The organism is Mycobacterium sp. MOTT36Y (assembly GCF_000262165.1).
In the GTDB taxonomy this organism is placed as follows: domain Bacteria; phylum Actinomycetota; class Actinomycetes; order Mycobacteriales; family Mycobacteriaceae; genus Mycobacterium; species Mycobacterium intracellulare.
This window is the reverse complement of sequence record NC_017904.1, coordinates 4,512,403-4,533,271: the sequence shown is the minus strand read 5'-3', so window position 1 is coordinate 4,533,271 and position 20,869 is coordinate 4,512,403. Positions and strand designations below refer to the sequence as shown.

16 protein-coding genes and 1 pseudogene are annotated in these 20,869 nt (G+C 70.9%); 11 read left to right on the top strand and 6 right to left on the bottom strand.

Features of this window, described 5'->3' with window-relative positions; translation table 11 throughout:
* Nucleotides 1-34: 34 nt before the first annotated feature.
* Both W7S_RS20620 and W7S_RS20615 read left to right on the top strand, forming a co-directional pair.
* A complete protein-coding gene (locus tag W7S_RS20620; RefSeq protein ID WP_008259968.1) occupies nt 35-1,237 on the top strand; it encodes a M20 family metallopeptidase in 1,203 nt (400 codons plus the stop codon).
* Complete coding sequence (locus tag W7S_RS20615; RefSeq protein ID WP_008259966.1) at nt 1,234-2,412, top strand: amidohydrolase; 1,179 nt, start codon at nt 1,234-1,236, stop codon at nt 2,410-2,412. Before W7S_RS20620 ends, W7S_RS20615 begins: the two co-directional genes overlap by 4 nt.
* On the opposite strand, the gene W7S_RS20610 is transcribed toward W7S_RS20615, so the two are convergent.
* The gene (locus W7S_RS20610; protein WP_014712279.1) at nt 2,409-3,242 is read right to left on the bottom strand and encodes an alpha/beta hydrolase; all 834 of its coding nucleotides are present in this window, start codon (nt 3,240-3,242) and stop codon (nt 2,409-2,411) included. The genes W7S_RS20615 and W7S_RS20610 overlap by 4 nt on opposite strands.
* Nucleotides 3,243-3,407: 165 nt before the next feature.
* Nucleotides 3,408-3,887, bottom strand: a complete 480-nt coding sequence (locus W7S_RS20605; protein WP_008259963.1) for a gamma-glutamylcyclotransferase — start codon at nt 3,885-3,887, stop codon at nt 3,408-3,410.
* 82 nt (nt 3,888-3,969) lie between these two features.
* Between W7S_RS20605 and W7S_RS20600 the strand changes: the two genes are divergently transcribed.
* The 8 genes and pseudogenes from W7S_RS20600 to W7S_RS20565 all read left to right on the top strand — a co-directional run.
* Nucleotides 3,970-5,385: an NAD(P)H-quinone dehydrogenase gene (locus W7S_RS20600; RefSeq protein ID WP_014712278.1), complete on the top strand. Its 1,416-nt coding sequence runs from the start codon at nt 3,970-3,972 to the stop codon at nt 5,383-5,385.
* Between the two features lie 59 nt (nt 5,386-5,444).
* A complete protein-coding gene (locus tag W7S_RS20595; protein ID WP_008259961.1) occupies nt 5,445-7,199 on the top strand; it encodes a glycerol-3-phosphate dehydrogenase/oxidase in 1,755 nt (584 codons plus the stop codon).
* On the top strand, nt 7,196-8,077 hold the full coding sequence (locus W7S_RS20590) for a pseudouridine synthase (protein WP_041298026.1): 882 nt from the start codon (nt 7,196-7,198) through the stop codon (nt 8,075-8,077). The genes W7S_RS20595 and W7S_RS20590 overlap by 4 nt, the downstream gene beginning before the upstream one ends.
* A 58-nt stretch (nt 8,078-8,135) precedes the next feature.
* Nucleotides 8,136-8,423, top strand: a complete 288-nt coding sequence (locus W7S_RS20585; RefSeq protein ID WP_008259959.1) for a hypothetical protein — start codon at nt 8,136-8,138, stop codon at nt 8,421-8,423.
* Nucleotides 8,424-8,473: 50 nt separating this feature from the next.
* Nucleotides 8,474-9,280, top strand: a complete 807-nt coding sequence (locus tag W7S_RS20580; RefSeq protein ID WP_008259956.1) for an MBL fold metallo-hydrolase — start codon at nt 8,474-8,476, stop codon at nt 9,278-9,280.
* A gap of 226 nt (nt 9,281-9,506) precedes the next feature.
* The gene (locus W7S_RS20575; protein WP_008259954.1) at nt 9,507-10,646 is read left to right on the top strand and encodes a PPE family protein; all 1,140 of its coding nucleotides are present in this window, start codon (nt 9,507-9,509) and stop codon (nt 10,644-10,646) included.
* A gap of 142 nt (nt 10,647-10,788) precedes the next feature.
* On the top strand, nt 10,789-11,937 hold the full coding sequence (locus W7S_RS20570) for a PPE family protein (RefSeq protein WP_008259952.1): 1,149 nt from the start codon (nt 10,789-10,791) through the stop codon (nt 11,935-11,937).
* Between the two features lie 12 nt (nt 11,938-11,949).
* Nucleotides 11,950-12,954 (top strand): annotated as a pseudogene (locus W7S_RS20565) (magnesium transporter CorA family protein); the annotation flags it as partial.
* Nucleotides 12,955-13,264: 310 nt separating this feature from the next.
* Here W7S_RS20565 and W7S_RS20560 read toward each other — a convergent pair.
* Nucleotides 13,265-13,624, bottom strand: a complete 360-nt coding sequence (locus W7S_RS20560) for a DUF732 domain-containing protein (protein ID WP_008259948.1) — start codon at nt 13,622-13,624, stop codon at nt 13,265-13,267.
* A gap of 191 nt (nt 13,625-13,815) precedes the next feature.
* On the opposite strand from W7S_RS20560, the gene W7S_RS20555 reads away from it, so the two are divergent.
* Nucleotides 13,816-14,733, top strand: coding sequence for a PHB depolymerase family esterase (locus tag W7S_RS20555; RefSeq protein ID WP_008259947.1), 918 nt, complete (start codon nt 13,816-13,818; stop codon nt 14,731-14,733).
* A 52-nt stretch (nt 14,734-14,785) separates the two neighbouring features.
* Here W7S_RS20555 and nei2 read toward each other — a convergent pair whose 3' ends face one another.
* The 3 genes from nei2 to W7S_RS20540 form a co-directional block, all read right to left on the bottom strand.
* Nucleotides 14,786-15,541, bottom strand: coding sequence for an endonuclease VIII Nei2 (gene nei2 / locus W7S_RS20550; RefSeq protein ID WP_008259946.1), 756 nt, complete (start codon nt 15,539-15,541; stop codon nt 14,786-14,788).
* Nucleotide 15,542: 1 nt separating this feature from the next.
* On the bottom strand, nt 15,543-20,111 hold the full coding sequence (locus tag W7S_RS20545) for an ATP-dependent helicase (protein WP_170320622.1): 4,569 nt from the start codon (nt 20,109-20,111) through the stop codon (nt 15,543-15,545).
* A gap of 81 nt (nt 20,112-20,192) precedes the next feature.
* Nucleotides 20,193-20,852 (bottom strand): TetR/AcrR family transcriptional regulator, encoded by a 660-nt coding sequence (locus W7S_RS20540; protein ID WP_008259944.1) that lies wholly within the window; start codon nt 20,850-20,852, stop codon nt 20,193-20,195.
* Between the last annotated feature and the right edge of the window lie 17 nt (nt 20,853-20,869).

The following is a 20,869-nucleotide window of genomic DNA, read 5'->3' as shown; positions in this document are numbered from 1 at the left end:
AGGGCCGTAGGCCGGTGAGTGACATACTGCGAGAGTGCCCACCGCCCCGTTAGACAGCCTGCTGGACAGCGTCGAAGCTGTCGTGCGGCGGCGCGGCGGCGACCTCGTCGAGTTGTCGCACGCCATTCACGCCGAGCCCGAGCTGGCGTTCGCCGAGCACCGCAGCTGCGCCAAGGCGCAGGCACTCGTCGCCGAGCGTGGCTTCGAGATCACCGCCGCCCCCGGCGGTCTGGACACCGCCTTCCGCGCCGACTACGGCAGCGGGCCGCTGACCGTCGGGGTGTGCGCCGAATACGACGCGCTGCCCGAGATCGGGCACGCCTGCGGCCACAACATCATCGCCGCCTCGGCGGTGGGCACCGCGCTGGCGCTGGCCGAGGTCGCCGACGAGCTGGGCCTGCGGGTGGCGCTGCTGGGGACTCCCGCCGAGGAGGCCGGCGGCGGCAAGGCGCTGTTGTTGCGGGCGGGGGTGTTCGATGACATCGCCGCCGCCGTCATGCTCCATCCCGGGCCGACGGATATCGCCGCGGCCCGCTCGCTGGCCCTGTCCGAGGCGACCATCACGTACCGCGGCACGGAATCCCACGCCGCCGTCGCGCCGCACCTCGGGATCAACGCCGCCGACGCCGTGACCGTCGCGCAGGTGGCCGTCGGGCTGCTGCGCCAGCAACTGGCGCCCGGGCAGCTGGTGCACGGGATCGTCACCGACGGCGGGCAGGCGGTCAACGTCATCCCCGGGCGCGCGACGCTTCAGTACGCGATGCGCGCGGTCGAAGCCGACTCGCTCCGGGAACTCGAGGGCAGGATGTACGCCTGCTTCGCCGCGGGCGCGCTGGCCACCGGCTGCGAATACGACATCGACAACCCGGCACCCGCCTACGACGAACTCACCCCCGACCAATGGCTGGCCGACGTCTTTCGCGAGGAGATGCGCAGGCTCGGCCGCGAGCCGGTGGCCCGCGAGTACGAGGCGGCGCTGCCCATGGGCAGCACCGACATGGGCAACGTGACCAAGGCGCTGCCGGGGATCCACCCGGTGATCGGGCTCGACTCCGGCGGGGCCATGGTGCACCAGCGCGGCTTCGCCGAGGCCGCCACCAACCCCAGCGCCGACCGCGCCGTGATCGAGGGCGCGATCATGCTGGCACGCACGGTGGTCCAGCTGGCCCAGACGCCCGCCGAACGCGACCGGGTGATGGCGGCGCACGAACGCAGATGCGGCGGGGAGCGCGCATGAGACTCGCCGACGCCGCCGAATCCTGGCTGGCCTCTCATCACGCAGACCTGGTCGAATGGCGCCGGCACATCCACCGCTACCCCGAGCTGGGCCGCCAGGAGTACGCCACCACCCAGTTCGTCGCCGAGCGGCTGGCCGAAGCGGGGCTCAACCCGAAGGTGTTGCCCGGCGGCACGGGACTGGTCTGCGACATCGGCCCCGAGCACGAGCCCCGGATCGCGCTGCGGGCCGACATGGACGCCCTGCCGATGGCCGAACGCACCGGCGCCCCCTACACGTCGACCATGCCCAACGTCGCGCACGCCTGCGGCCACGACGCGCACACCGCCATCCTGCTGGGCACGGCCCTGGTGCTGGCGTCGGTCCCCGAGCTGCCGATCGGGGTGCGGTTGCTCTTCCAGGCCGCCGAGGAACTCATGCCCGGCGGGGCGATCGACGCCATCGCGGCCGGCGCCATCAGCGGGGTGTCCCGGATCTTCGCGCTGCACTGCGATCCCCGGCTGGAGGTCGGCAAGATCGCGGTCCGGCACGGCCCCATCACCTCGGCCGCCGACCAGATCGAGATCACGCTGTACTCACCCGGCGGCCACACCTCTCGCCCCCACCTGACCGCCGACCTCGTGTACGGGCTGGGCACGCTGATCACCGGCCTGCCCGGGGTGTTGTCGCGGCGCATCGACCCGCGCAACGGCACCGTGCTGGTGTGGGGCGCGGTCAACGCCGGCGTGGCCGCCAACGCCATCCCGCAGACCGGCGTGCTGGCCGGCACCGTGCGCACCGCCAGCCGGCAGACCTGGGTAGGGCTCGAGGAGATCATCCGCGAGACCGTGTCCGGGCTGCTGGCGCCGCTGGCCATCGAGCACACGCTGCAATACCGCCGCGGCGTGCCGCCGGTGGTCAACGAGGACGTGTCGACGCGCATCCTCACCCACGCGATCGAGGCCGTCGGCCCCGACGCGCTGGCCGACACCCGCCAGTCCGGGGGCGGCGAGGACTTCTCCTGGTACCTGGAGGAGATCCCGGGCGCGATGGCGCGGCTGGGGGTGTGGCCGGGGGTGGGGCCGCAGCTGGACCTGCACCAGCCGACGTTCAATCTCGACGAGCGGGCCCTGGCGATCGGGGTGCGGGTGCTGGCCAACATCGTCGAGCAGTCGGCGGCGTTCGGGCGCTCTTAGCGGGTGCCGCCGCGGTTGGTGGCGCGCACGACGTGGCCGGCGATGTGGGCGTACGCGCGGCGCGTGACGTCGCCGGCCTGGCTCATGATGTTGTATCCGTGGTCGGCGCCGGCCACCTCGTAGTACTCCGCCAACGCGCCGGCCGCGTCCAGCTTCTCCGCGTACCGGCGGGCTTCGCCGCAAAGGCGGTCGTGCTCGGCCGTCACGACCAGCGCCGGCGCGATGCCGGCGATGTCGTCGGCGTTGTTCCCCCAGGCGGGCGAGGCCAGGCGGTCGCGCCGCTGCGCCCGCTCGGGTATGTAGGCGGTGTCGAAGACCTCGCCCATCCACGGCTTCATGATCGCCCGGCGGCCGAGGGTGGACGGCTTGTCGCGGGTGGGCGTGACCAGGTCAAGCGGGGCGTAGTGCAACACCTGCAACGCGATCGGCGGGCCGCCGTTCTCCCACGCGAGCCGGGCCGCCGCGGCGGACAGGTTGCCGCCCGCGCTCTGGCCGCCGACGCACAGCCGGGCACCGTCCCAGTCGGGGTGCGGGCCGGCCGCCCAGCGCACCACGTCATAGATCTGGTGCACCGCGGCGGGAAAGCGGTGACGCGGCGCCAGCACGTAGTCGGGGTTGATCACCACCACGCCCGCGCTGGCGGCGAGGTAGCGGCACCACGGGTCGTCCTGCTCGGGGTGCCCGACCACGAACCCGCCGCCGTGCACGTTGACATAGACGGGCGGGTCGGTGGTGCCGGCCGGCGGGTGATAGACGGTCGCGCGGGTGGGGCCGTGCCGGGTGGGGACGGTGATTTCGCTCGTGCGGCCCGAAACCTCGGGGAAGCGCACGGCGGCCCTGGGGGCCGGGTTGACCGCGGCGGCGAACGCTCGCGCCAGTGCGTCGGCGACCGGCGGTGCGGACAGGATTGACAGTCGAATTTCCTTCCGTGGAAGTACGCGTAGGTTTTCGGTCTGTCTGTTTACACTCCTCATCGCCCAGAGGCGAGTGATTTTTCAGGCGCTGGTGCCCGGGCCGATGTTGCGGGCCGGGCGAGTGCGCAGGCTGTGCACGTAATCGCTTGGCGCGCCGGCGATTTCGGCGGCGTCCGCCATGACCCCGAGGTACCGGGCCGACGGTAGTCCGCCCTCCCACGCGTCCAGCACGTACAGCCACGCCAGGACCGGGTCGGTGGTGGTGTCCGACGAGATGCGCTCGACCCGGCAGCGGATCTTCTGGTGGACGCCGAACTCCGAGCCCTCCCAGCGGTCCAGGTTGACCTCGTCGGCCGGTGTCATGTCGTAGAGGACGACGAACACCTTGGAGTCCGGATCCTCGACCACCGTGGCCAGCGCGCCCTCCCAGCCGATGTCCTCGCCGCCGAACGTCAACCGCCACCCGTGCAGCCAGCCCGTTCCGGCCATCGGCGAATGGGGTGCGCGCTTCAGCATCTGTTCGGGGTCCATGTTCGACCCGTACGCGGCGTAGAGCGGCACGGGGAAAGCTTAGACGTCCGAGCTGGCCCGGTCTTCCCCCGAGCGTTGGGCGGCGTGCGCCCGGCTTCGTTAGGTTAGGGCTGTGGCGACGCACATCGTGATCCTCGGTGGCGGCCCGGCCGGTTACGAAGCCGCGCTGGTGGCCGCCACTTCCCACCCCGACACGACGCACGTCACCGTCATCGAGTCCGAGGGCATCGGCGGGGCCGCCGTCCTGGACGACTGCGTGCCGTCCAAGACGTTCATCGCGTCGACGTGGCTGCGCACCGAGCTGCGCCGCGCGCCGCGGCTGGGCTTCGAGATCGACATCGACGACGCCAAGCTCTCGCTGCGGCAGATCCACTCCCGCGTCAAGCAACTCGCCACCGATCAGTCGGCCGACATCGCCGATCAGCTGCTCGGCGTGGGCGTGCGCGTGGTGGCCGGCCGCGGCGAGCTGATCGACCCCACGCCCGGGCTGGCCCGCCACAACATCAGGGCAACCGCCCGGGACGGCACCACCAGCGAGTACGAGGCCGACGTGGTGCTGATCGCCACCGGCGCCAGCCCGCGGGTGCTGCCGTCGGCCCAGCCCGACGGCGAGCGCATCCTGACCTGGCGCCAGCTCTACGACCTGGAGGCGCTGCCCGAGCACCTCATCGTGGTCGGGTCGGGGGTCACCGGGGCGGAGTTCGTGCACGCCTACACCGAATTGGGTGTGCCGGTGACGGTCGTCGCCAGCCGCGACCGGGTGCTGCCGTATGAGGACGCCGACGCCGCCCGGGTGCTGGAGGCCGCGTTCTCCGAGCGCGGCGTGAAGCTGGTGAAGAACGCCCGCGCCGCGTCGGTCACCCGCACCGGGGACGGCGTGCTGGTCACCCTGGCCGACGGGCGCACCGTGGAGGGCAGCCACGCGCTGATGACCATCGGTTCGGTGCCCAACACCGACGGCCTCGGCCTCGAACGGGTCGGCATCGAGCTGGGCCGCGGCGGCTACCTGACCGTGGACCGGGTGTCGCGGACCTCGGTGTCCGGCATCTACGCCGCCGGCGACTGCACCGGCCTGCTGCCGCTGGCCTCGGTCGCGGCCATGCAGGGCCGCATCGCGATGTATCACGCGCTGGGCGAGGGCGTCAGCCCGATCCGGTTGCGCACGGTGGCGGCGACGGTGTTCACCCGGCCCGAGATCGCCGCGGTCGGGGTGCCGCAGACGATGATCGACGACGGTTCGGTGTCCGCGCGCACGATCATGCTGCCGCTGCGCACCAACGCGCGCGCGAAGATGTCCGGGCTGCGGCAGGGCTTCGTGAAGGTGTTCTGCCGCAAGTCCACCGGTGTGGTGATCGGCGGCGTGGTGGTGGCGCCGATCGCGTCCGAGCTGATCCTGCCGATCGCCGTGGCCGTGCAGAACCGCATCACGGTCAACGAGCTGGCTCAGACGCTGGCCGTGTACCCGTCGCTGTCCGGCTCGATCACCGAGGCGGCGCGGCGGCTGATGGCGCACGACGATCTGGACTAGCGGTTAGCCTTGGTGCAGCACGCCCCTACTGACGAGTAACCCAGTGAGGAGTCCAGGTCGTGACTGATCCCATCCACGCGTCCACCCAGCGAAGCTCGCCGGTGTCCGTGCTGGGTCCGGAGCAGCGGCAGGCGGCCTGGGACCGGCTGGGCGCCGAGCAGTTCGACGTGGTGGTGATCGGCGGCGGCGTGGTGGGTTCGGGCTGCGCGCTGGACGCCGCGACCCGCGGGCTCAAGGTGGCGCTGGTGGAAGCGCGCGATTTCGCCTCGGGCACCTCGAGCCGCTCGTCGAAGATGTTCCACGGCGGCCTGCGCTACCTCGAGCAACTGGAGTTCGGCCTGGTCCGCGAGGCGCTCTACGAGCGCGAGCTGTCGCTGACCACGCTGGCGCCGCACCTGGTCAAGCCGATGCCGTTCCTGTTCCCGCTGACCAATCGCGTGTGGGAACGGCCCTACGTCGCCGCCGGCATCTTTCTCTACGACCGGATGGGCGGCGCGAAATCCGTTCCGGCGCAAAAGCATTTGACCCGTGCGGGCGCGTTGCGGTTGAGCCCGGGCCTCAAGCGCAGCTCGTTGATCGGCGGAATCCGTTACTACGACACGGTCGTCGACGACGCCCGGCACACCATGACCGTCGCGCGCACCGCCGCGCATTACGGCGCGGTGGTGCGTACCTCCACCCAGGTCGTCGCCCTGCTGCGCGAGGGCGATCGGGTGACGGGGGTGCGGGTCCGCGACTCCGAGGACGGCGCGGTCACCGAAGTCCGCGGCCACGTGGTGGTCAACGCGACCGGGGTGTGGACCGACGAGATCCAGGCATTGTCCAAGCAGCGCGGGCGATTTCAGGTGCGGGCCTCCAAGGGCGTGCACATCGTGGTGCCGCGCGACCGCATCGTCAGCGACGTCGCGATCATCCTGCGCACCGAGAAGTCGGTGATGTTCGTCATCCCGTGGGGCAGCCACTGGATCATCGGCACCACCGACACCGACTGGAATCTCGACCTGGCCCATCCCGCGGCCACCAAGGCCGACATCGACTACATCCTCACCACGGTCAACACGGTGCTGGCCATCCCGCTGACCCACGCCGACATCGACGGGGTGTACGCCGGGCTGCGGCCGCTGCTGGCCGGGGAGAGCGAGGAAACCTCGAAGCTGTCCCGCGAGCACGCCGTGGCGGTGCCCGCGCCGGGATTGGTGGCCATCGCGGGCGGCAAGTACACCACCTACCGGGTGATGGCCGCGGACGCGATTGACGCTGCGGCCCAATTCATTCCGGCACGGGTGGCGCCGTCGATCACCGAGAAGGTCAGCCTGCTGGGCGCCGACGGCTACTTCGCGCTCATCAACCAGGCCGAGCACGTCGCCGAGCTGCAGGGACTGCATCCCTATCGGGTGCGCCACCTGCTGGACCGCTACGGCTCGCTGATCGGTGACGTGCTGGCGCTGGCGGACGACCGCCCCGACCTGCTCGACCCGATCAAGGAGGCGCCGGGCTACCTGCGGGTCGAGGCGCTCTATGCCGTGACCGCCGAGGGGGCCTTGCATCTGGAGGACGTCCTGGCCCGCCGGATGCGCGTCTCCATCGAATACTCGCACCGCGGTGTGGACTGCGCCCGCGAGGTCGCGGATGTGGTTGCGCCGGTGCTGAATTGGTCCGCGGCGGACATCGACCGCGAGGTCGCCAACTACACCGCCCGGGTGGAGGCCGAGGTGCTGTCCCAGGCCCAGCCCGACGACGTGTCGGCCGACGAATTGCGGGCCAGCGCGCCCGAGGCCCGCGCCGAAATCCTCGAGCCGGTCCCGCTCAAGTGAGGCCCGCCCCGCTTCCCGTGCGCGACGGGCTCGGCCCGGCGCGGGTGCGGCTGCGGGGCGGACCGGTGCTGGCCGAGCTGAGCGCCCGGTTCGGCGCGCCGGCCCGCGCCAAGGTGCTGGCGGGGGAGGTGGTGGGCGCCGACGGTGCGGTGATCGATGCCGCGACCGTGCTGCCCGCCGGGGCCAGCGTCTACCTCTACCGCGAGCTGCCCGACGAGGTGCCGGTGCCGTTCGAGATCCCGGTGCTCTACCGCGACGAGGACATCGTGGTCGTCGACAAGCCCCACTTCGTGGCCACCATGCCGCGGGGACGCCACGTCGCGCAGAGCGCGCTGGTGCGGCTGCGCCGGCAGCTGGAGCTGCCCGAGCTGAGCCCGGCGCACCGGCTGGACCGGCTGACCGCCGGGGTGCTGGTGTTCACCGCGCGCCGCGAAGTGCGCGGCGCGTTCCAGACGCTGTTCTCGCGGGGCCTGGTGGACAAGACGTATCTGGCCCGCGCCGCCGTCGACCCGGCGCTGCGGTTGCCCCGCGTGGTGGAAAGCCGCATCGTCAAGCGCCGGGGTCAGCTGCAGGCGGTCTGCGAGCCGGGAGCGGCCAACGCCGAGACGCTGGTGGAGCTGGTGAGCGCGGACGGCCTCTACCGGCTGACCCCGCGCACCGGGCGTACCCACCAGCTGCGCGTGCACATGGCCTCGCTGGGGATACCGATCGAGGGGGATCCGTTGTACCCCAACGTGATTGACGTTGCGCCCGACGACTTCAGCACACCGCTGCGGTTGTTGGCACGGCGCATCGAGTTCACCGACCCGCGCTCGGGCGTGCGGCGCGAGTTCGTCAGCCGCCGTGATCCCTACGCGGACAGGGTGCGCAAGCGGTAGCGTCACAAGCAGTCGGCAACGCCGCAGGGCCCCAGGGGCGAGGTGACGGGAGGCGACCATGAAGCGCGGCATCGTGTCGGGATCGGCGGCCCTCCTGATGGCCGCCGGGCTCATCGCCTGGTCACCACCAGTGAGCGCCGGCTGCCAGTACGGGGGAGGCGTGCTCAGCAAGTGCGACGGGCCCGTCCAGCCCGACGGCACCTGGCAACGCTGCGTGGCCGTCACCCGCCTGATTCCCAACGGCGCCAGTTCCTACCTCGTGCCCGACGGGCACTGCGACGTGATGGGTCCCGACCAGCGCCCGTCGGACCTCGCGTTCGCCGACCCCCCGTCGCACATCGACTGAGGCGGGCAACCCGCGGGCGTGGACCGCCCGGGATCGGGTAGCCCGCGCGTATGGACATCGCCGTCACGTTCGTCGGCAACGCCACCACGCTGATTTCCGTCGGCGGGCTCACGCTGCTGACCGACCCGAATTTCCTGCACCGCGGGCAACGCGCCTACCTCGGCCACGGGCTGGTGTCCAAGCGCCTGAAGGAGCCGGCGTGGAGCATCGACGAGCTTCCGCCGGTCGACGCGATCGTGCTCTCCCACCTGCACGGCGACCATTGGGACCGGGTGTCGCAGCGGGGTCTCGACCACGGCCTGCCCATCGTCACGACGCCGCACGCGGCCAAGCGCCTGCGCCACCGCGGCTTCGCGCAGGCGCGCGGCCTGCACACCTGGCAGCAGCACACGATCACCAAGGGCGACACCGCCCTGACGCTCACGTCGCTGCCCGGGCGCCACGCGCCGGGGTGGAGCCGGCGCCTGCTGCCGCCGGTGATGGGCACCATGGTCGAGATCGGCTCCGCCGACGGCGCACCCCGGCGCCGGCTCTACATCTCCGGGGACACCCTGCTGATTGAGGAGCTGAACGAGATCCCGGCCCGGTTCGACCCGATCGACGTCGGCATGCTGCACCTCGGCGGCACCCGGCTGCCGGCCGGCCGGCGGCTTCCGTTCGGGCTGACCGTAACCATGGACGGTCGCCAGGGGGCCGAACTCGTCGCGATGCTGGGCCTGCCGAAGGCCATCCCGGTGCACTTCGACGACTACGCGGTGTTCGCGTCGCCGCTGTCCGACTTCACCCGGCAAATGCAGCGTCGCGGGTTGGGCGACCGGATCGTCACGGTGAACCGCGGCGACTCGGTGACCGTCTGATAGAAGGCCCCCGCTCCCGACCAGCGGCGGGGGGCTAGTCCCCTGCTCGATTAAATGGGAAGAGGAGCGCGTTGCTGGGGGTATAGGGTGTCCTAGCGGCTTGCGGTCGAACTGGGAGGTACCGACGGCAGGTAGCAGGCATCGACGCACAGAGTTTGGGGCTTTTTCGCGGCCTGGTTAACGGAAATTTGCTGAGGCGTTCTCAGCGTGGGCATTGTGAGACGAGATGGATCTACTAGCACCCCCCGAGGTCACCTCGACACTCATCCACACCGGGCCCGGAGCGGGCTCGCTGATCGAGGCCGCCGGCGCCTGGCAGCGCCTGGCCGTCGAACTGGAGAATTCCGTCTCCACCTATACCTCCACGTTGACCTCGCTCATCGAATCCTGGGACGGCCCGTCCGCGACGGCCATGCTGCAGTCCGTCCAGCCTTACCTGCTGTGGTTGCGCGAGACCGCGCAGCAGTCCGCGCAGATGGCCACCTCGGCGGAGGCGGCGGCCTCGGCCTTCAGCGCCACTCGGGCCACGGTGGTCCACCCCTCGGTCGTCACCGCCAACCGGACGCGCCTGCGACAGTTGCTGGCGACCAACCGGTTCGGGACCAACACCGCGGCGATCGCCGAGGCCGAAAACGAATACCAGACCATGTGGGCGAACAACGCCGCGGCGATGACCCGCTATCAGGCGACGACGTCGCAGGCTACAGGGCAGCTGTCCCGGTTCACCTCCCCGGTTCCCGATACCAATCCGGACGGGACGGCCAACCAAGAGGCGGCGGTGATGAAAGCCGCGAGTGACTCGTTTGGTCCGCAGGTCCAGGACGCGCTCGGCGGCCTCGGCGACAGCGTCACCGGCTTCGACCCCAATGCCAGCTGGTTCGGCTGGGCGAGCACCTGGGGCAACCAGTTCATCTCGTCGGGTTTCCCCATCAACCTGCTCGGTGTGTGGGCGCAGTTGGCGACCGCGCAAGGGGTCGCGTCCGTGGGCGGTGACATCGGCTCGGGCCTGTCGGAGGGCCTGGGACTGACCTCGGCCACCCTGGCCAACGCGATCAAGGGCATCGGCGCGGGAGCGTCGGCGCCGACCGGCGCGCTGGGCGTCGGCGTCTCGCTGGGCAAATTGACCGCGCCCCCCGCCGTGGTGGGCCTGCTGCCGGGCACGCAGACCGGGGTCCAACTCGCGTCCGCGGCGTCCCCGCTGCCCGCCGCGGAATCCGGATTTCCCATGATGCCGATGATGGTGCCGCCGCCGACCGCCTCGGCGGGCACGGGCTGGCGAAAACGCAAACAGCAAAAGTACGAGGACGTTGCCGTGGGCCGGGAGGTCAAAGGCAAAGTGATGCCTCGAAACCCGTCGGCCGGATGACATTGACGGTGGCGCCGCACGACTGCGGGCGCCGATCGCATTCACCGGGTAGGCCGGGTCCGACAGGTCCCTCAGCGGCCACCAGCACCAGCGCACACGCGCGGCGTTCGCCCCACCCACTTCTTCCCCAAGGTAAAGGTTCATGGATTTTGGGATACTGCCGCCCGAGATAATCTCGGCGCTGATCCACTCCGGACCCGGCGCTTGGTCACTTATCGAAGCCGCCGGCTTCTGGCAGGAATTGAGCGCCGAGCTGGAGCAATCGGCGAGTAGTTACACCGCGGAGCTGTCGTGGCTGTCCACGACGTGGCACGGTCCGTCGTCGATGGCGATGGCCCAGGCGCTCGAACCCTATCTCGCCTGGCTGCGCCTCACCGCGCAGCAGTGCCAGCAGACCGCGGCGTCGGTGCAAGTCGTTGCCGCGGCGTTCGAATGGACCCACTGGACGGTGGTTCATCCCTCGCTGGTCGCCGCCAACCGGGCGCGCCTGGCGATGTTGTTGGCCACCAACTTCTTCGGGGTCAATTACCCGGCCATCGCCGAAACCGAGGCCGAGTACCACACCATGTGGATGAACAACTCCGCGGCCATGTATCGCTACGCCGCGACCTCGGCGGGCGCGGTCAAGCTGCCCCAGTTCTCGCCGCCGCCCCAGGTGACCAACCCGTCGGGGGCAACGGCGCAGGCCACCATGGTGCACGCGGCGACCACGGGAAATTCCGGGGCGCAGCTCCTGGCCGCCGACTCGATCGGCCAAGGGTCAAGCGCCGCAGACGCTTTCGACCCAAACGACGGCTGGTTCGGGTATTGGAGCACCTGGGGGAACCAGACCATCGCGGGTGGGATGCCCGTCAACATCCTGGGTGTGTGCGCGCAATTGGCCACCGCGCACGCGTTTGCGTCGCTGGGGGAGGACATCGGTCCGGGCTTGGCGGACGGCGCCGCGGCGTTGGCGTCGGCGGAGACGAGGCTCGTCAGCGCGATCGGCGCCGCGGGGTCGTCACTGGCGCCCCGGGCGGCGCTGGGCGTGGGAATTTCGCTGGGCCACCTGACCATGCCGCCCGCGACGGTGGGGATGTTGGGGACCTCGCAGGCGCCGGTGCAGCTCGCCTCGGCGGCTTCGCCGCTTCCCCCGGGCGGCGCGGAGCCGCCCATGCTCCCGATGGCCCCGGTGCGCCCCGGCTCGGGTGCGAGCGGCGCTCGCCGCCGCAAGGGCCGCGACTACGACGACATCGAGTACGGCGCGGAGCTTCCGGGCACGGTGATGCACCGTCCGCCGTCGGCGGGCTGAGAAGATCGCCTGGTGCAGACCGCTCCGCAGATCCAGGGCCGCGTCTGGCGCGGCGGCAAGGCGCAGGACGACTTCGAGTTCGGCAAGATATCGGACTACCTCGCCGAGCCCGACACCCTGGTGTGGGCCGACCTGTGCAATCCCGACCACGACACCCTGGGCGGCCTGGCCGGCGAACTCGGCCTGAACCGCTGGGCGGTGGAAGACGCCGTGGCGGCGGCCGAACGGGTCAAAGCCACCGGCTACGAGACCCACACCTTCTTCACCGTGTACGCCGCCGAGATCGCCGGCGCCGCAACGAACGTCGTCGACGCCCCCGGTCGCACGCTGTCGATGCGCCGCATCTCGGCGTTCGTGCTGCCGCAGGGGTTGATCACCGTGCGCCTGACGCCCGACCTCGACATGGCGCTGGTGACCCGGCGGTGGGAGGAGATCGGCGGCCAGGCGTACGGCGTCGGCGCCCTGGTGCACGGCCTGCTCGACGTCGTGGTCGACAGCCATTTCGCCGCCGTCGAGGCCCTCGACGACGGCATCGAGGCCATCGAGGATGAGTTGTTCGACGGCACGTCGCGCAAGGGCGACTTTGCGCGCCGCACCTTCGGGTTGCGCCGGGACCTGGTGAACCTGCGGCGGGTGGCGTTACCGATGCGCGAGGTGGTCAATTCGATTCAGCACCACCGCATTTCGGACGGCGCCGACCGCCAGCTCGATCCGCTGTACGCCGACCTCTACGACCACGTGCTGCGGGTGTCCGAATGGACGGAGTCGCTGCGCGACATGGTCACCACGATTTTCGAGACCAATCTGTCGCTGCAGGACGCCCGGCTGAACACCGTCATGAAGAAGTTGACGGGATGGGCGGCCATCATCGCCGTGCCGACGGCGATCACCGGGTTCTACGGGCAGAACGTTCCCTACCCGGGCTTCGGTACGGCGGCCGGATTCGCCGCCAGCACCAGCGTGATAGCCGTCCTGATGGTGGTGCTGTACGTGATGTTCAAACGTCGCGACTGGCTTAGACCGCGCTCACTGTGCGACGGGGGGTGCGGCCGAAAGACCGTGCTGGATGCCCTGGCTGATTTTGTCCCGCTGGGCGGAGCTGCCCGGTGGATCCAACTCCTTGCAGGCGCAGCTGAGATGACTGAAGGGATTAGGGTCGGTGCTGGCCGATGCTGCGGTCCAGCCGGAAGCGCCAACAACGATGGCAACACCCGCAACACCGACCAAAAGTTTCGGAATCATTTTGGCCTTGTGGTCGTCACATCAGTTTCGGATGTTCCAACTTTAGCCGCGAATTGGTCACCAGTCTGTCAACCGGCTGTAAATTTCAGGACCCGGATGCCGCCGCCGCGTACTTGGGGCAGTACGCCTTGATGCTGACGCCGACGAAGTAACCGGCGTGATAGCTGTCCAGCGAACTGCTGGACAGCACGTTGTTGGCAACCTGTTCCGGCGTTTGGCCCGAATCGAGTTCGTGGCACACGGTATGACCGGAGTTGACCACCGCCTCGGGCGACTCGAAATTGATCCCCTTGGCTTTCAGCGCGGCGAGGAACGCGTCATCGGCGGAGGTGGCATGCGTGGTCGCCGGTGCCGTCATGGCGCTGAGTAGGCCGGCGACCGGCACGGCGCCGATAGCCAGGAGCGACCGCGCCCGGCCGGGCTTGCGGATCTGGGTGCTCGTCATTTGTGATACTCCCGTGGAACAGAAGAGCCGTAGCTTGCTGAGGGCGGGGCCAGTTCGAATGCTCGCACGCCGCGGCGTTACCCGATGGAGGATCGCCGATAATGCGGTCCGTGCCACATCAATGTTTGCTCTGTCTTCGGCGGCGCGTAACCGTTCGTGGTCCGTCGCTGCGCCATCGGCGACCTGACAACATGCCGTACGCGCGATGGCTGTGGCTCGCTGTGGTGGCGATATGCGTGGTCGGCTGCGGCGTGCGGCACGTGTCGGCGGCGAGCGCTCGAGACGTTTCCGGTACGTTCCGATCCGGCGGCATGGACCGAACCTACATGTTGCACGTGCCGGCGGGCGACCCCATCGGCCTGGTGCTCAGTTTGCACGGGGGCGGCGGAACCGGGATCGCGCAGCGCGCGCTGACGGGGTTCAACTCCGTTGCTGACGCCCACGACCTGTTGGTCGTCTACCCCGACGGGTACGACAAGAGCTGGGCCGACGGGCGCGGCGCGTCACCCGCGGATCGCCGCCACATCGACGACGTGGCCTTCCTCGTCGGGCTGGTGGGCAAGCTGCGAAACGACTTCAACATCGCGCCCGGACACGTTTTCGTCACGGGGATGTCCAATGGCGGCTTCATGTCCAACCGGCTGGCCTGCGACCGGGCCGACGTCTTCGCCGCCGCGGCGCCGGTGGCCGGCACCCTGGGCGTGGGTGTGGCCTGCAACCCGTCGCGGCCGGTGTCGGTGTGGGAGGCGCACGGGACCGCCGACCCGCTGGTGCCGTTCAAGGGTGGCGCGGTCCGCGGCCGTGGCGGGCTCAGTCATTCCATCTCGGCGGATGCCATGGTGGCCAAGTGGCGCGCGGCGGACGGGTGCGCCGGCGAACCGTCGATGGAGCTGCTGCCCGACGTCCGCGACGGCACGGTCGTGCGCCGGTTTGTCTCCGCGGCGTGTGCGGCGTCCACCGAGGTGGTGTTCTACAAGATCGAAAAGGGCGGGCACACCTGGCCGGGCGGCAAGCAATATCTGCCCGCGGCCGTCATCGGGCCCACCACGCACGCCCTCGACGGGTCGGAGGCCATCGCCCAGTTTTTCCTCGCGCACGCACGGGACTAGCGGCGATCGCAAGCGCGGCGAAGCCGGGCGCAGCGGGTCGTCGCCATCAGGATTAGCGCTGACACGACGGGCACCAGTAGGCCACCCGCTCTTTCGTGTCGTCGACGTTGATGGGGGTGGCGCAGCGACGGCAGCGCTGCCCGGCGCGCCCGTATACCCAGAGCTGGCGCCCGCTGCGGGTGTCACCGGTGGTGCACCGATTCCATCGAAAGCGGTTGAGCCACAGCATTTCTCGTGCGCGGGAGACCAGCCGGAGCGGATCAGCGATGGCGCCCACCGGCGCGGTGGGCAGATGCCCGCTGACAAAACACAATTCGTTGCTATAGACGTTGCCGATCCCGGCCAGCACCCGCTGATCCAAGAGCGCCTCGGCGATCGGCCGCTGCGGGTCGGCCATCAGGTTGGCGGCGGCACGCGCGGCGTCCCAATCCTCGCCCAGCAGATCGGGTCCCAGGTGCGCGACGGCCTCGCCGTCGCGGTCGCGGTCCAGGATCTCCAGCACGCCCAGGTCGACGCCGACGGCCCGGACGGTGCCGGCCTCCAAGACGATGCGCGCCCGGTGGTCGACCCGCACCGGGCGCTCGCCGACCCGCCAGCTGCCCTCCATCTTCAGATGCGAGTGAATGCTGGCCCGTCCCACCCGGATGAACAGGTGCTTGCCGCGGCTGACGACCTCGTCGACCACCTCGCCGGTGAGGTCGACGGTGGCGAACCGCGGCACCCGAACGTCGCATCGGGTCAGCGTCGCGCCGACCAGGTGCTCGCGCAGCACGGCGGCGGTGTGCCAGACGGTGTCACCTTCGGGCATCTCAGCGCAGCCGCAGTCCGCGTGGCGTCGTGTGGAATCCGGCCTCGGTGAGCGCGCCCAGCGCGCCGGACGCCTCCGCGCGGGGGGCCAGGGCCGGCACCCCGTCGATGCGCTCCACCAGCATCCCCGCCACGCGGCGGGACGCGACCAGGTCGGCCAGTGCCGCCGCCGCGGCGTGGTGGGCCCCGGGATCGTCGGTGAAGGTCAGCAGCGACCGCCCACCGCGCTCCAGGAACCAGGCCAGCTCGCCGTCGACCAGCACGACGAGCGCGCCGGCCTTGCGGCCGGGGCGCGCGCCCTCGCCGCCGGAGGTGGGCCAGGGCAGCGCCGCGCCGTACGGGTTGGCCGGGTCCGCGGCGGCCAGCACCACCGCCCGGTACTGCGGCCGTTCCGGATCGACCCCCTCGCTGAAGTTGCGCAGCCGATCGACGGTCGACGCGACGGCGAACTGCGCCCCGCCCAGCGACTCGATGAAGTAGCCGCGCTGGCAGCGGCCCGCGTCCTCGAAGGCGCTCAGCACCTTGTACAGGGTGGCGAACCCGCCGGGGACGCCCTCGGTGGCCACCGCGCCCCGGGTCAGCACGCCGTGGCGGCCCAGCAACAGCTCGGCCTGGTAGTGGGCGCGCAGCGTGGAATCCGGCTCGGGGGCCGCCAGGATGGACCAGCGGCCGGCGACGGTGGGGTCGGCGGGCCGGGACTGCGCGTGCGCGACGCTGTACCGGCTCAGCCGGGGCGGGCGTTGCGAGCGGTGCGCGGGCGCCGAGCGCTTGCGGGCGCCGGCGCCGCCGAGGACGGCGCGCACCGGGGCGAACGTGTCGCCGGTGATCCAGCCGGCCCAGATCAGTTCCCACAGCGCGGTTTTGAGCGCGGCGTCGGGCACTCCGCTGTGCGCGAGTTGGCGGAAGAAGTAGGCGCCGCCCCCGGCGAGCGTGTCCAGGATGGCGCGGTGGGCGTCGCCGAGCTCGATGTCGGCGGGCCCGCCCAGTGTCAGCGGCGCGGATTCGCCGGCGTGCAGCGCGATCCAGCCGTCGCTACCCGAGATCGACCCGGCGCCCGACCAGGTGACCTCGCCGGTGGCCAGCAATTCGTCGAGCATCGCGGGCGAGTAGTCGCGGACCCGGGGGGCCAGCACAAGCGGCTCGATCGCCGATGCGGGCATCCGCACGCCGGCCAGCTGATCGATCACCGACATCAGCCCGTCCAGCCCGGAATGGCCAGGGGCGCGCGGGGATTCGGCCGCCCCCACGTGATGCCAGGCGGGCAGGAAGCGCCCGTAGGCGGCGGTGCTGACCGGCTCGACCTGGGCCCGCAGCGCCGCCAGCGATCGCCGCCGCAGGATGCGCAGCACGTCGGCATCGCACCACTGCTCGGCCCCGGCGACACCGCCGGACGGCCCCGGGGTCTCGGCGACGAAGTCGCCGCGCACCAGCCTCCCGTCGGCGGCCAGCCGGCCCAGGACATCGGAGGTCACCCGCAGCCCCAGGCCGAATCGGGCCGCGACTTCGGCCGTGGTGAACGGGGTGTGGGTGCGCGCGTAGCGGCCCAGCAATTCGCCCAGGGGATCGGCGACCTCCTCGGTGAAGGCGGTCGGCACGCCCAGCGGAACCGGGATGCCGATGCCGTCGCGCAGCCGCCCGATGTCCTCGATGGCCACCCACCAGCTGCGGCCGGCGAACGACACCGTCAATGCGCGCCGCGCCGCGCGCAGGCCCTCCAGCCAGCCCCCCACCTGTTTGCCGTCGGCGACGGCACTGCGGGCGGCCACCTCCTCCTCGGTCAGCGGGCCCAACAGCCGCAGCAGATCGGCGACGCCCTCGGCGTCGCGCGCGGCCCGTTCCGCCGAGAGGTGCTGCAGCTGGCGGGCGGTGGCGGCGATGACCTCGGGGTCGAGCAGGTCGCGCAGTTCCACCCGGCCCAGCAGCTCGGCCAGCAGCGTGCTGTCCAGCGAGAGCGCGGCGGCGCGGCGCTCGGCCAGCGGGCTGTCGCCCTCGTACATGAACGCGCCGACGTAGCCGAACAGCAGCGAGGCGGCGAACGGCGAGGGCCGCGCCGTTTCCACCTCGACAACCCGCACCCTGCGCTGGGCGATGCCGGTCATCAGCGCCACCAGGGCGGGGACGTCGTAGACGTCCTGCAGGCATTCGCGGATGGTCTCCAGCACGACGGGGAAGTCGGGGTATTTGCGGGCCACCTCGAGCAACTGGGCCGCGCGCTGGCGCTGCTGCCACAGGGGCGAGCGGCGGCCCGGGTGCCGGCGCGGCAACAACAGGGCGCGGGCCGCGCATTCGCGGAACCGCGATGCGAACAGCGCCGAGCCGCCCACCTCGTCGGTGACGATGGGGTCGATCTCGTCGGCGTCGAAGACGAAAAGGTCCGCGCCGGGCGGTGTTTCGATCCCCGTGTCCGACGCGAAATCGGACACGGTGTCGGGCAGGCGCACCACGACGCCGTCGTCGGAGGCGGTGGGCTTCTCGTCGATGCCGTAGCGTTCCCGCAGCCGCCGTCCCACCGCCAGCGCCAGCGGACCGTTCACCGGCAGCCCGTAGGGCGAGTGCAGGATCACCCGCCAGTCGCCGAGCTCATCGCGGAACCGTTCGACCAGCAGGGTGGTGTCGGTGGGCACCACCCCGGCGGCGGTACGCTGCTCGTCGAGCAGGCGGGCCAGGTTGTCGGTGGCGTAGGCATCGAAACCCAGTCCGGCGCAGCGGGTTTCGAATTCCTCCCGGGTGAGCCCGGCCAGCTCACCGGTGAACGCGCCGAGCGCGGCGCCCAGTTCGGCCGGGCGGCCGACCCCGTCGCCGCGCCAGAACGGCAACCGGGCCGGCTGGCCGGGCGCCGGGATCACCAGCACCCGGTCGTGGGTGATCTCGGTGATGCGCCAGCTGGTGGCGCCCAGCGAGATGACGTCGCCGGGGCGGGACTCGTAGACCATTTCCTCTTCGAGTTCGCCGACCCGCGAAGGCTTTTCGGCCTCGGAGGCCAGATACACCGCGAACAGCCCCCGGTCGGGGATGGCGCCGCCGGAGGTCACCGCCAGGCGTTGCGCGCCGGGGCGCGCGGTCAGCGTGCCGGTATCGCGGTCGTAGACCAACCGCGGACGCAGCTCGGCGAAATCGGTGGAGGGGTACTTGCCGCTCAACAAGTCCAGGGTGGCCTCGTACACGCTGCGCGGCAGCGTCGCGAACGGGGCGGCCCGCCGCACCGTGTCGAACCATTTGTCGGCGTCCAGCGGCTCGAGCGCGGCGGCCGCCACGGTCTGCTGCGCCAGGATGTCGAGCGGATTGGCCGGCACCCGCATCGTCTCGATCTGGCCGGCCAGCATGCGCTGCACGCTGACCGCGCAGCCGATCAGGTCGGTGCGGTGCTTGGGGAACAGCACCCCCTGGGAGACCTCGCCGACCTGGTGCCCGGCCCGGCCGATGCGTTGCAACCCGCTGGCCACCGACGGCGGCGCCTCCACCTGGATCACCAGATCGACGGCGCCCATGTCGATGCCGAGCTCTAGGCTGGAGGTCGCCACCACCGCCTTGAGCAGTCCGCGTTTGAGGTCCTCTTCGACCAGGGCGCGTTGTTCCTTGCTGACCGAACCGTGGTGGGCGCGCGCCAGTATCGCCTCGGCCCCATAGGTCTGGCCGGAGCCCATGATGTGTGCCGGGGCGCCGCCCGCCACCTTCGGGTTGGCCTCCGTGGAAAGCTCGACGCCGCTGCGCTCGGCATGAATCTCGTTGAGGCGGGCGGTAAGTCGTTCGGCCAGCCGACGCGAATTGGCGAACACGATCGTCGAGTTGTGCGCCTCGATCAGGTCGACCAGGCGGTTCTCCACGTCGGGCCAGATCGTGTTGTTCGCCAGGTTGGCCATGTCGGGCACCGGCACGGCCACGGTGAGCTCGACGGTCTTGGCCGACGCCGGCGCCACGATCGTGGTCGGCTGCCCCCCGGACAGGAACCGGGCGAGCTCCTCGGGTGGCCGCACCGTCGCCGACAGCCCGATCCGCTGGGCGGGTTGGTCCTCCCGCAGCGCGTCGAGGCGCTCCAGCGACACCGCCAGGTGTGCGCCGCGCTTGCCCGCGGCGATGGCGTGGATCTCGTCGACGATCACCGTCTGCACCCCGGCCAGGGTTTCGCGCGCGGCGGAGGTGAGCATCAAAAACAGCGACTCCGGTGTGGTGATGAGCACGTCGGGAGGCCGATTGATGAGCTGGCGGCGGGTGGCGGGCGGGGTGTCGCCGGAGCGCACGCCGACGCTGATGTCCGGCGGCGGCAGGCCTCGGCGTTCGGCGATGCGCGTGAGCCCGGCCAGCGGGGTGCGCAGGTTGCGCTCGACGTCGACGGCCAGCGCCTTGAGCGGGGACACGTAGAGCACCCGGGTGCCCGGCGGGCGGTCGGCCGCGCCGGCGAGGCTGTCCAGCGCCCACAGGAACGCCGCCAGCGTCTTGCCGGACCCGGTGGGCGCGATCACCAAAGTGTGGTGACCGTCGGCGATGGCGTCCCAGGCCTCGGCCTGCGCCGTGGTCGGTGCGTCGAAGGTGCCGGTGAACCACTCGCGGGTGACGGCGCTGAACCGGCCCAGCGGGTCGGCGGGGCCGGGCGGCCCGGAATCAGCGCGAGTGCTCACCCATCCATGGTGCCAACGGGGACCGACATGCCGCGCTTAGAGCCGCGAGGTGGACATCGCCTCGCCGAGCTTCTCCGGGATCTCGGGCACCCGCGCGATCGCGTCGAGCAGCGCGTGCGCGCAGGCGTCGGCGAGCTTGTCGGCGTCGGTGGTGGGGTCGATGATCCGTTGCCGGCAGATCTCGAAGGTCAGCGCCAACCAGCCGTGCAGGATCACCCGCAGGTGCCGCTCGACGTCGGGTTCCATGCTCGTGTTCAGCTCGGTGAGCAGCTGGTTGATCCGGGACATGATGTGTTCCATCTGGCGGTTCTTGGCGTCGTCCTCGACGCCCAGCAGCACCGGGTCGGACCGGCCCAGCCCGACGTACGCCGCCCAGGCGGCCTCCGGGTTCTGCTCGTGGTAGGCCATGTAGGCCAGCACGCCGACCCGGATCTCCTCGTACATGGTCAGACCGGTGACGTCGTCCATGTTGGTGTTCTCGTACAGGCGGTCGGCCTCGTCCTTGACCACCGCTGCGAAGAACGCTCGCTTGTCGGGGAAATAGTGGTACATCAGGGCCCGCGACACCCCGGCGCGTTCCGCGATCTCATCGATGCGGACCTCGTCGTAGGGTCGCTTCCCAAAAACCTCTGCCCCTAAAGCGAGCAGCTCAGCGCGCCGATCCTCGGGGGATAGACGCCTTCGGGCTGTCGGCATGTGTCAGATAGTACTCA

Coding starts and splice junctions, on each gene's coding strand:
- W7S_RS20615 (WP_008259966.1), top strand. CDS start 1,234: ATGAGACTCGCCGACGCCGCCGAATCCTGGCTGGCCTCTCATCACGCA.
- W7S_RS20585 (WP_008259959.1), top strand. CDS start 8,136: ATGAAGCGCGGCATCGTGTCGGGATCGGCGGCCCTCCTGATGGCCGCC.
- W7S_RS20580 (WP_008259956.1), top strand. CDS start 8,474: ATGGACATCGCCGTCACGTTCGTCGGCAACGCCACCACGCTGATTTCC.
- W7S_RS20575 (WP_008259954.1), top strand. CDS start 9,507: ATGGATCTACTAGCACCCCCCGAGGTCACCTCGACACTCATCCACACC.
- W7S_RS20570 (WP_008259952.1), top strand. CDS start 10,789: ATGGATTTTGGGATACTGCCGCCCGAGATAATCTCGGCGCTGATCCAC.
- W7S_RS20560 (WP_008259948.1), bottom strand. CDS start 13,624: ATGACGAGCACCCAGATCCGCAAGCCCGGCCGGGCGCGGTCGCTCCTG.
- W7S_RS20555 (WP_008259947.1), top strand. CDS start 13,816: ATGCCGTACGCGCGATGGCTGTGGCTCGCTGTGGTGGCGATATGCGTG.
- nei2 (WP_008259946.1), bottom strand. CDS start 15,541: ATGCCCGAAGGTGACACCGTCTGGCACACCGCCGCCGTGCTGCGCGAG.
- W7S_RS20540 (WP_008259944.1), bottom strand. CDS start 20,852: ATGCCGACAGCCCGAAGGCGTCTATCCCCCGAGGATCGGCGCGCTGAG.